The sequence below is a fragment of the Mycobacterium sp. TH-M116 genome (assembly GCF_057473685.1).
In genome coordinates this window covers 1-9,256 of the sequence record NZ_JBYCLC010000413.1, presented here as the reverse complement: position 1 = coordinate 9,256, position 9,256 = coordinate 1, and the positions used below count along the sequence as shown (strand labels likewise).

Annotated in this window: 12 protein-coding genes; 4 read left to right on the top strand and 8 right to left on the bottom strand. The window is 63.4% G+C overall.

Annotated features, from left to right (window positions below):
- Positions 1–89: 89 nt before the first annotated feature.
- The 6 genes from AC2VOK_RS21135 to AC2VOK_RS21110 all read right to left on the bottom strand — a co-directional run bounded on the left by AC2VOK_RS21135 (position 90) and on the right by AC2VOK_RS21110 (position 3,615).
- Complete coding sequence (locus AC2VOK_RS21135) at positions 90–518, bottom strand: type II toxin-antitoxin system VapC family toxin (protein WP_428902189.1); 429 nt, start codon at positions 516–518, stop codon at positions 90–92.
- On the bottom strand, positions 515–760 hold the full coding sequence (locus AC2VOK_RS21130; protein ID WP_407687552.1) for a FitA-like ribbon-helix-helix domain-containing protein: 246 nt from the start codon (positions 758–760) through the stop codon (positions 515–517). The genes AC2VOK_RS21135 and AC2VOK_RS21130 overlap by 4 nt, the downstream gene beginning before the upstream one ends.
- 269 nt (positions 761–1,029) lie before the next feature.
- Positions 1,030–1,413 carry a type II toxin-antitoxin system VapC family toxin gene (locus AC2VOK_RS21125; protein ID WP_428902191.1) on the bottom strand — a complete coding sequence of 128 codons (384 nt, stop codon included), beginning with the start codon at positions 1,411–1,413 and terminating at the stop codon, positions 1,030–1,032.
- A gap of 426 nt (positions 1,414–1,839) precedes the next feature.
- Entirely contained in the window at positions 1,840–2,175 is a 336-nt protein-coding gene (locus tag AC2VOK_RS21120; RefSeq protein ID WP_428902188.1) for a type II toxin-antitoxin system PemK/MazF family toxin, read from the bottom strand.
- Positions 2,172–2,405, bottom strand: coding sequence for a hypothetical protein (locus AC2VOK_RS21115; RefSeq protein WP_428902187.1), 234 nt, complete (start codon positions 2,403–2,405; stop codon positions 2,172–2,174). The genes AC2VOK_RS21120 and AC2VOK_RS21115 overlap by 4 nt, the downstream gene beginning before the upstream one ends.
- 601 nt (positions 2,406–3,006) lie before the next feature.
- A complete protein-coding gene (locus AC2VOK_RS21110) occupies positions 3,007–3,615 on the bottom strand; it encodes an LGFP repeat-containing protein (protein WP_428902186.1) in 609 nt (202 codons plus the stop codon).
- Between the two features lie 316 nt (positions 3,616–3,931).
- Here AC2VOK_RS21110 and AC2VOK_RS21105 point away from each other — a divergent pair, with 316 nt between their 5' ends.
- Both AC2VOK_RS21105 and AC2VOK_RS21100 read left to right on the top strand, forming a co-directional pair.
- Positions 3,932–4,321, top strand: a complete 390-nt coding sequence (locus tag AC2VOK_RS21105; RefSeq protein ID WP_428902185.1) for a TA system antitoxin ParD family protein — start codon at positions 3,932–3,934, stop codon at positions 4,319–4,321.
- A 22-nt stretch (positions 4,322–4,343) separates the two neighbouring features.
- Positions 4,344–4,922, top strand: coding sequence for an ATPase (locus tag AC2VOK_RS21100; RefSeq protein WP_428902184.1), 579 nt, complete (start codon positions 4,344–4,346; stop codon positions 4,920–4,922).
- On the opposite strand, the gene AC2VOK_RS21095 is transcribed toward AC2VOK_RS21100, so the two are convergent.
- A complete protein-coding gene (locus tag AC2VOK_RS21095) occupies positions 4,858–5,544 on the bottom strand; it encodes a zinc-binding dehydrogenase (protein WP_428902183.1) in 687 nt (228 codons plus the stop codon). The genes AC2VOK_RS21100 and AC2VOK_RS21095 overlap by 65 nt on opposite strands.
- 110 nt (positions 5,545–5,654) lie before the next feature.
- On the opposite strand from AC2VOK_RS21095, the gene AC2VOK_RS21090 reads away from it, so the two are divergent.
- Together AC2VOK_RS21090 and AC2VOK_RS21085 are read left to right on the top strand one after the other, a co-directional pair.
- Entirely contained in the window at positions 5,655–7,349 is a 1,695-nt protein-coding gene (locus tag AC2VOK_RS21090) for a GMC family oxidoreductase (protein WP_428902182.1), read from the top strand.
- A gap of 402 nt (positions 7,350–7,751) precedes the next feature.
- Positions 7,752–8,579 (top strand): DUF1906 domain-containing protein, encoded by an 828-nt coding sequence (locus AC2VOK_RS21085; protein WP_428902181.1) that lies wholly within the window; start codon positions 7,752–7,754, stop codon positions 8,577–8,579.
- Positions 8,580–8,687: 108 nt separating this feature from the next.
- Here AC2VOK_RS21085 and AC2VOK_RS21080 read toward each other — a convergent pair whose 3' ends face one another.
- Positions 8,688–9,116: a cellulose-binding domain-containing protein gene (locus tag AC2VOK_RS21080; RefSeq protein WP_428902190.1), complete on the bottom strand. Its 429-nt coding sequence runs from the start codon at positions 9,114–9,116 to the stop codon at positions 8,688–8,690.
- Positions 9,117–9,256: the final 140 nt, after the last annotated feature.

Sequence of the window (9,256 nt, the reverse complement as noted above, 5' to 3'; positions counted from 1 at the left end):
AACGACTTCTTCCACTGCCAAACCACTGTGCTGCAGCGTATTTCATTGATGTCGTTTCGCAACCAGCGTGCGTCGTTGCGGCCAAGCGGTTACGGTGTTGCCAAATCCCACGGATTGATGAGTTCGATGCCGGTGTCAACGAAGTCACCGATGTTGCGCGTCGCGAGTCCGGCGTTCCAGTTGCGGCAAATTGCGGCGATCTGCCCATCGGCCATACTGATCTGGAGTCCGCTACGCTCCCGTTCAGCAACGATATCTGCATAATGAGTTGCAGCCAGCGCATCGAATGGCAAAATCCTGTCCTGGAAATCCTCCGTCAGCAGTCCGTCGACCTTTGCGCGAAGCTCACGTCTGCGTCGCCCGTTCGGCAATCGGGCGACTCCGCACATCAGTTCGGCCGCCGTCACGGCAGTCAGCAATATGTCGGACACATCCAAACTGTCGACCCAACCAGTGACGCCAGGTTCCGGTGCTGGGCGCATCAGCTCCGAAACCACGTTGGTATCCAAGACGATCATTCGTCAAGGACCGCAGCACGTGGACGCTCCGTCCGGCCGGGCAGGTCAAGCTCCACCCCCCCGGTTCCCGAGAAGCGCTGCCGAATCCGCGTCGCCATCCCCGGACCACCCACGGGGCGTTGCAATGCCGTGCGCAAGATCTCGCGTACCTCCGATTCCATCGATCGGCCGTGCTCTGCTGCGCGAACACGCAGTGCCGCTTTGAGCTCGTCGTCAAAATCACGAATCGTCAACGTCGCCATCAGTCACCCCTTACCCATTGATTGCATTGCAGTCAATGCTAGCAGCTTGTCGATGTTTGGCGCGATCTTCACTCCAGCAAACTCCGCGCACGGTTACTGGGGCAGGAACTAGGTTGAAACGATGCCCCCGGCTGGCGGATGACGGCTCCCCTGCGTACCAACTGGCCAACCCGCTGGCGGTAACTTCAGTGGAGGAATACGGCGGGATCGAATATGGCGGGTTACCAGTAACTACTGCATATTAGGTTGTCGCCCAACGGCTTTCGCGTTCACGCAGTGGCGGCGGGTATGCCACGTTTGGCAGCTTCTGTGGCCAGTGCGTGGTCGAAGGTTGCGAGGCCTGCTTGGTGTCGTATTGCGACGTCAAGAACGCAACAGTCGGGCAACTTCAGCCCACTGCTGGCGCGCAGTTCGGCAAGTCGTAATGGCTCCCCGTTGTCGTGAGGTGCGACCGTGATTCCGGCGTCGTGGATGTCGTCGCGCATCGAAGCGCCCTGGCCTATCCGGACGCCGCCGACCAACACTTCCGCCATGGTGATCATGTGCACCAGCATCTCCCCGGGTGTGCCGGCCAGAAGGACTTCGGTGGCTGCTCGATGATGCGGATCGGCTGGATTCAAATGAGCGATGAGCACACTTGCGTCCAATGCCATCACGCCGGCCAGTCTGCTCTCAGCTCGGCGAGATAGTCAGGACCGAATGCCTCGGCGTAACGGCCCGCGCAGGCCAGAACAGCAGATCGATGGTCGCGTTTGTCGGCGTGCTCATCATTGGCGAGCATGTCGCCTCCCGCCTCGACAAGCCGCACGAGCAGTCTTGATCGAGGCTCGCCGGGCCATCGTTTCGCTGCTCTGTCCAAGGCGCGGGCGACCGCCGGTGTCTCCGTTACCTGATATCGAGGACGCGTCGTTGGCACGCGGTAAGTGTACCACTCGATAATGAAGTGATACACCAGTTGGTCGGCGGCGGGTGGGAATATGCAGGAATCGAATATGCAGAGTTACCAGCAGACCCGGCCGTTTCCGGTTGCGGTCCAACAGGTTCCGCTCCACCACTATTGGTCTGCCTCGGGCTGTGTGTCACAGGTCGAGTACGAACCGCAGCGCTTGGTCAATGGCCTGCATCTGCTCTGGGCCGATTATTGTCTGCCGGGTTGACAGTCGTTCGACGGAGACCACGCGCAGTTGATCGCAGCGTGCATATGAGGCGTGATCGAGCCCACTGCTTTCTGGGTCCAGCTCGACATGGCTTCGCAGTCCGTAGCCAGCGGTCGTAATCGGTACGACGACCACCAGCCCGCCCGGTCCATTGTTGAGAATGTCGACCGACACCACGACCGCTGGGCGTCGAAAGGCCGGCTCGTGGCCGACCGGATGACCGAGATCGACGTAGTAGACCTCCCCTCGCCAGATCAAGCCAGAGTGTCCCACTCGTGACGCTCGGCCAGGTACTGCTCCCACAGTTCGGGATTACCACGCAGGCGCTGGTAGTCGCTGTTTAGTCCCCGGAGGAACTCCTGCCGTTCCAAGGCGTCGATAGCTGCGTGCACGACGTCGACAACGGCGGTTTGACGAGCCTTGGCCAGCGATTGGAGCCGCTCAGAATCAGGCCGACGAACTCGGACCGTTGTGGTTTCTGCTGCCATGACATCAGTGTAGACAAAATGTAGACACTAGGTCCACCGGCGATCGCATATTCGATCCAGCAAACGAGCGCATGCGGTCGAGGCTTTGGCACGATGGACTCGGCGCTTTGCGAGCTGCTGCTGGCTTCTGGATTGGTGCAGACCGAGGGCCACGCGACGGCACGGGGCAGGAATACCGCGGAATCGAATATGGCGGGCCACCAGCAGGTTACGCCGTAATACACTGCTTAACAATTGTTTTCGTCGTGTCAGGTTGTGATGATAACGCGACGGCACTCATAGATTGAGGACAACCCGCAGCACAAGGGGTCCCAGAAGCGGTGTAGAGGTGGCCTGACGTGGGCTCCGCTCGTCTGCGTTCATGATTCTCCGCGGTGGCGTTGACAAGCTCGTTCGGCGCCGCCGGCCAACACCCCACCAGTTTCCTCCTGCAACCGCTGCGCAGGCGATAACCTCTGCGACACCGACGCAGGTGCCGTTCGCCAGACTTGCCGGTCTCCGAGGGAACCTCCGTCCGAACTCTTTTACACCGCCGACGGGACACGACCAAGAGTTCGTTGTGGCGTTCGCACCAGGTCGGGACAAAGCTGCTTGATTCGGCCTACAGTCCGGATGGTACGGACTTGCCGTTTACCGTCACCTCGACCTGGCCGGTCTTCGTGTTGCACTCGATGCTGCCGTGCTCGAAGTTCGATACGAGCAGATCGCCGACGGCGTTGTCATCGCTGGTGGGGAATCCCAGCGGACCTGCCGAACCGTTTTCGCCGGAAATCGCAGGTACGCCGTTCGGGTCGCGCGGGACATTCCAGGCGTCCCGGATCTTGCCCAGGACGATATACGCGGGCGTGCCGGCCTCATCGTTCTTGGCGGTGATCACACCGCGTTGGAATTGCTGGAATACCACGCCGTTCTGCCGCGTGCCCGCGTTGCGATCACCCGTGAGGGGCTTGCCGAGAGCCGCCCGCTGATCGGCGGTTGCCGACGAGTACTTGGCAGCGATCGGGCCGGTCAGAGTCACCTCAACATCGCTCTCCCCGATGAGCTTCACCGCGGTGGACTGCACTGGGGTTTTAGACGTGGAGATGCCCCGCGCGCCGACCTGAGGTGGCACAGGCGCGCTGCCGCTTTTGCCACTGCTGCAGCCTGCAGTGATGAGCGCGACGGCGGCCAGGCCGACGAGTGCCGGGTGGCGGTATGCGATCGTTCTCATGGGCTCCTCTCCGCATGGTCCTGTGGTGTGGGCTACGGTGCGGCTGATCTACGCGCTCGGCCCGGCCAGAATCGAACCGCTTGAGTGACGCAGGCGCTCGCGGTATTCGCGGCTTGGCACGAACGTACGCCCCGTGGTAGGCGGCAAGCCAGAGCGCCGTGGGAAAGATCACCGGTGCTCCATGAAATGAACCATGGGATCCCAGAGCCTCGTGGTGCACTTCGTCGCCGACGGGCACGCGCGGGCCGCCGCGAATCGCCTCCGCCTCGTAACGTTCCGCTACACGGCGTAGCATTTTGCTACAGCAGGTAGGGGCATGACAAACGTCGCCGACCGCGTCACGAGGGTCGCCGCCGACCTTATGGACAGCGCTGCTGCTGAGGGTGCTCGCCAGAGCCGTTCGGCCAAGCAGCAACTCGATCACTGGGCGCGGGTGGGCCGAGCGGTGTCGAGCCATCAAACGGCTTCGCGTCGCCGCGACGAGGCGGCCCTGGCCGGTGACCTCGACACGAACCACCTGTCCGAGGATGAGGGTCTCGTCTTCAACGCAGAGATCTCGGCCGCTATCGAGGAGTCGCTGGCCACCGCCCATTACGGTGACTTGCTGGCAATGCGCGGCATCACGACAGTGGCGCTCAACGACGACGGCGAGATCGTCGAGTACCGGCCCGACGGAACTACCTCGGTGGTCGATGTCGACGGATGAGCCATGACGTCGGGCGGCGCCGATGAAGCGGCTCGACCTCGTCGTCGGCCCGAACGGCGCTGGTAAGTCGACGTTCATCGCGTTCACGTTGGCGCCGTTGTTGCCACGCAGCGTATTCGTCAATGCCGACGAGATCGCAAAGCAGCGTTGGCCCGACGATCCAATTGCGCACGCCTACGATGCAGCGCGGATCGCTGCAGATACCCGCGCCAGGCTCATCGACGTGGGCAAATCGTTCATTGCCGAGACCGTCTTCTCCCATGCGTCGAAGCTCGAGCTGATCCGCTCCGCACACGATGCCGGCTACGTCGTCGCTCTGCAGGTGATGCTGGTCCCCGAGGGCCTTGCCGTCGAACGCGTACGGCGGCGCGTCCGACACGGCGGTCACGACGTCCCCGAGGGCAAGATCTGTGAACGGCACCGCCGATTATGGCAATTGGTGGCCAATGCGATCGAGATCGCCTACACCGCAACGATCTACGACAATTCACGCCTCGAGGGGCCCCGGATTGTCGCGCAACTGACCGCGGGCACGGTCATCGGCGCACCGACGTGGCCGGCGTGGGCGTCCGAGAAGCTCTACCGACGCTGGCCGGGCTAGGTGCGCTGGGCTCCGGCTGTGCACGATCAGCTCTGCTCGCCCGGTGACGGTGAAGAGTTGACGAAACGGCACACGTAATCGCTGAGTGCACTTCCCCTTTCGTACAGTTCGTGGGCAGCGGTTGTGACGCCATAGGCCACATGATTCGGTAGTCGATCGTCAGTCGCAGATGACCGTCGCCGGCGGCGCGTGCGACGGCCTTGAGATCGGCGGTGACGAACTTGCCGATTGCGACGTGGAACGGTCCGGGCAGGGCGTTTCTGACCATGTTTGCCGGACTGGGCTTGACACTGACGATGCGTCCTCCCCGCGTCAGCATCCTTCGGGCTTCCTTGAGGGGCAGTGTGCCGGCGGCGTCCAGCACGATGTCGAAACACCGGGTAAGCGCGGCGGGTTCGAAGTCGAAGTCGACGATGCGGTCGATACCGAGTTCGCGTGCCTCGGGCCCGGAGCCGGGACGGCAGCTGCCGGCCGCGATGGCCCCGTGGGTCGACGCGAGTTGGACGGCCGGAGCGGCCGACCGCGCCGAGGTTGGGTCGCCAGGTGTTTCTACGCCTAGCGAATGCCACTGGCGCCAGACATAGCCACGCTGATCGGGATCAATCGTCTCTCTCCCCCCCAATACCGCAGGACTCCAGCCAAGCGATCTGGCGCCCGGGCGCAGGATGCCGCGGCAGTTGGTCGTCGGTCACACTGGGACACGCAACCGACGCTGGAGGGCCGACACCGGAAATGAACGCGCTCGCCGAATTCGACTTCATCATCGTGGGGGCGGGCAGCGCCGGCTGCCTACTCGCCAATCGGCTCAGTGCCGACCCTGATTGCCGTGTGCTCTTGATTGAGGCCGGCGGCAGGGATGACTGGTTCTGGATCAAGATACCGGTCGGCTATCTGTACACCATCGCCAACCCACGCACCGATTGGTGCTTCACGACCGAGGCCGATCCGGGCCTGGCCGGCCGCAGCATTCACTATGCGCGGGGCCGCGTGATCGGCGGCTGTTCGTCGATCAACGCCATGATCCACATGCGAGGACAGGCGAGCGACTATGAGCTTTGGGCGCGGGCCACAGGTGACGACCGTTGGCTCTGGGGTGGCCCGGACGGTCCGGGCGAGACGCTGGCGATCTACAAAAAATTAGAGGACTACTTCGGCGGCGCCGACGACTGGCACGGCGTTGGTGGCGAGATCCGCGTCGAGCGGCCACGTGTGCGCTGGAAGATCTTGGACGCCTGGCAGGCCGCCGCTGCGCAGCTGGGCATCTCCCCGATCGACGAGTTCAACCGCGGCTTCAACGCCGGCTCTGCGTACTTTCACGTCAACCAACGGCGTGGCCGTCGCTGGTCGATGGCCGATGCCTTCCTGCATCCCATCGCGCACCGAACGAATCTCACCGTCTACACCCATACCCAGGCCGTGCGGCTTCTGCTGGACGACCAGGTGCGCCACGCTCAGCGGCGCGGTGCCTGGACCACGGCCCAGCAGCGCGTCACCGGCCTGCGGCTGCTCAAAGGCGGCCAACTCGTCGACGTCCGAGCCCGGCGGGAGGTGATCCTGAGCGCTGGAGCTATTGGCTCGCCGCATCTGATGCAGGTCTCGGGTCTGGGCCCGGCTGGTCTCCTTACCCGGCATCAAGTGCCCGTGGTTGTCGATCTACCGGGCGTGGGTGAAAACCTTCAGGATCACCTGCAACTTCGAACCGTGTACACGGTCCGGGGCGCCCGGACCGTCAATACGCTCTACCGGAATTGGATCACCCGCGCGGGCATGGGACTTCAGTATTTGCTGTTGCGATCGGGGCCCATGACCATGCCTCCCTCGACGCTAGGGGCTTTCGCCAAGAGCGACCCCGCGCTGGGCAGTCCCGATCTGGAGTGGCATGTGCAGCCCTTGTCTTTGCCGAAGTTCGGCGAACCGTTGCACCCCTTCGGGGCGATCACTCCCTCCGTCTGCAATGTGCGCCCCAGCTCGCGTGGCCATGTGCGCATGGCTGGTGCAGATCCGCTGATTCATCCGAAAATTCGCTGCAATTACCTGTCGACCGACGCCGATCGGCAAATCGCAGTGAAGGGCCTCCGCATGACCCGGCAGATCATGGCGGCGCCCGCTCTCGCCCGCTACCGACCGCAGGAGTTGCTTCCCGGTCCACAGCTGGAGAGTGACGACGAATTATGCCGGGCAGCAACTGAACTCGGAACAACGATCTTCCATCCGGTGGGTACATGCGCGATGGGAGCCTTTGACGCCCGAGGTCGGCCCCGGTCGGCCCTCACAGTGCTCGACTCCGACTGCCGCGTGTACCGTGTCGCCGGCCTTCGTGTAGTCGATGCGTCAGCTATGCCCGCCATCATTTCCGGCAACACCAACGCGCCGGTGATGCTCATCGCAGAGCGCACAGCGCGGGCGATCCTGGGATCAATCGGCTGACACCGAGGCATCAATCCGCCTGCCGTGCCCAGCGGCGACCCCGACCACCGTGACTGCCGCGCCTTGATCTTTTCTTCAGTTGCGGGGCAGCGCGCCATGTTCGACAGCAATGGCGTTGACTCCTGCCACAACCAAGGTGACGTCGCCAAGCGCGCCGTCCGGATCTTTTCCCGCTGCCAGGTGTGCGGCGATTACTGTGGACGGTGCGCAGATCCAGCTCTCATCCTCTCCCCCCGCGAGAAGGCTTGACCCCGGGGAATTCCCGCGGTTCCATTCTCAGGCGGCACTCGAAGTCGGCGTCAGGTCGATGGCATCGGCGGGGGTCACCATCGGGTATCCATTTGAAATCGCAATCAAGTCGGACCCTACCGTTGACAGCCGCCCGATCGTTAACATCGCGCGATGCACAATTTGCCCTCGGCGGCCAGCCATGGGCGACTGGGTGCGGTTTCCCGACGCGACGCGCTGCGCTACGCCGCTGCGTTGGCCGGTTTGGGTGCCGCATCAGTGGCCTGCAGCACACCCACAGCGGCAGGTGCCGCCCCTCGACTGATCGACTTCGCAGCGCATCAAATTCCAGCGCAGCTGATCCGAGCTGCCGGCTACAGCGGGGTGGTCAACTACGTCTCGATGTCGCGCCCCGGCTCCTCGTTCGGCGCCAAGCCGATCACTCGGGCCTACGCCGAGTCGCTGACAGCCGCCGGCTTGGTGATCGTCAGCAACTACCAGTACGGCAAGCCGGGTGGAACGGCACCGTCGGACTTCAGGCGAGGCTACGCCGGTGGTATCGCGGACGCGCGAACCGCGTGGCAGTTGCACACCGCGGCGGGTGGCGGCCAGAGCGCGCCGATATTCTTCACCATCGACGAGGACATCAACCGCGACACCTGGAATCGGCTCGCGCTGCCGTGGTTTCGCGGAATCAACGCGGTTCTTGGAGTTCAACGCACCGGGGTCTACGGAGGCATCAAAGTGTGCCAGTGGGCCGTCGCCGACGGGGTTATCGGGTCTTCGAGCACGCCTGGCCATCGGTGGGCCTGGCAAACTCGAGCCTGGTCCGGCCGTCAGGTCTACCCCGTCGCTGTTCTCTACCAGCGCATCGTGAGCACGGCGTCCAATCCCGGCCCGCGGGTCGGCGGATTCGAGGTCGACGTCAACGATGTGCTGGCGCCCGATTGTGGCCAGTGGAATCTCCATCAGGCACGCCATCCGGATGGCGATGCGCGGTAAGTGCTGTTGACGTGCGTTGGGCTCGGCATCTCTGCGTGCGACATGTGGACCTACAAACAGCTCTCGGGTCTCGGTTCTCGGGTATCGGGTCTCGGTGCGCGGTCGCTTTCAGGTGCACCGATACTGCTGGTTGAGCATGCAATTCTGCGGTGGCGAATAGGTGCCGGTCAGCACGCCTCTCATGCCGCCAGTGGCTGAACCACCGGGTGCGATGATGCGGTTCCAATTCGCGGGTGTGAGCACGAAGTGCGTGCCAGATTGTGCAATGGTGCTATTCCACGTGTGCGAGACGGATTCTCCTGCGGGCAAGTCGAACTCGAGCTTCCAGTCGGCGAGCGGCGCCGGCGTCGAATTGAGGACGGTGAAGCTGGCGATGAACCCGGTCTGCCACGTCGATGTCACCGACAAGCTTGCCGCGGGCGCAGCGGCATGAGCCGCTGGGGCGAGGGCGAGCCCGAGGATGGCAACCATGAAAGCTGGCACAATTGCGTCGAGCACTGTGTGCCGGCGCTTCTCGTAGTCCTTCCGTTCGGCCATGGCAGCTGACGCTAAGGCCAGACAGGTGATCTCAGCCCCCACCCCGCGGTTGCGCAGCAAGATTTTTGCCCAACTGAGACCGTCATGAGATTTTGTCAGGCGCCGCACGCACAGCACCGGACGGTCGTCCGCGCCGTCGA

Bases quoted from the DNA above. Each gene is read 5' to 3' on its own strand.
- AC2VOK_RS21115 (WP_428902187.1), bottom strand. From the start codon at position 2,405: ATGGCAGCAGAAACCACAACGGTCCGAGTTCGTCGGCCTGATTCTGAG.
- AC2VOK_RS21085 (WP_428902181.1), top strand. From the start codon at position 7,752: ATGCACAATTTGCCCTCGGCGGCCAGCCATGGGCGACTGGGTGCGGTT.
- AC2VOK_RS21110 (WP_428902186.1), bottom strand. From the start codon at position 3,615: ATGAGAACGATCGCATACCGCCACCCGGCACTCGTCGGCCTGGCCGCC.
- AC2VOK_RS21090 (WP_428902182.1), top strand. From the start codon at position 5,655: ATGAACGCGCTCGCCGAATTCGACTTCATCATCGTGGGGGCGGGCAGC.
- AC2VOK_RS21125 (WP_428902191.1), bottom strand. From the start codon at position 1,413: ATGGCATTGGACGCAAGTGTGCTCATCGCTCATTTGAATCCAGCCGAT.
- AC2VOK_RS21100 (WP_428902184.1), top strand. From the start codon at position 4,344: ATGAAGCGGCTCGACCTCGTCGTCGGCCCGAACGGCGCTGGTAAGTCG.
- AC2VOK_RS21130 (WP_407687552.1), bottom strand. From the start codon at position 760: ATGGCGACGTTGACGATTCGTGATTTTGACGACGAGCTCAAAGCGGCA.
- AC2VOK_RS21135 (WP_428902189.1), bottom strand. From the start codon at position 518: ATGATCGTCTTGGATACCAACGTGGTTTCGGAGCTGATGCGCCCAGCA.
- AC2VOK_RS21080 (WP_428902190.1), bottom strand. From the start codon at position 9,116: ATGGCCGAACGGAAGGACTACGAGAAGCGCCGGCACACAGTGCTCGAC.
- AC2VOK_RS21105 (WP_428902185.1), top strand. From the start codon at position 3,932: ATGACAAACGTCGCCGACCGCGTCACGAGGGTCGCCGCCGACCTTATG.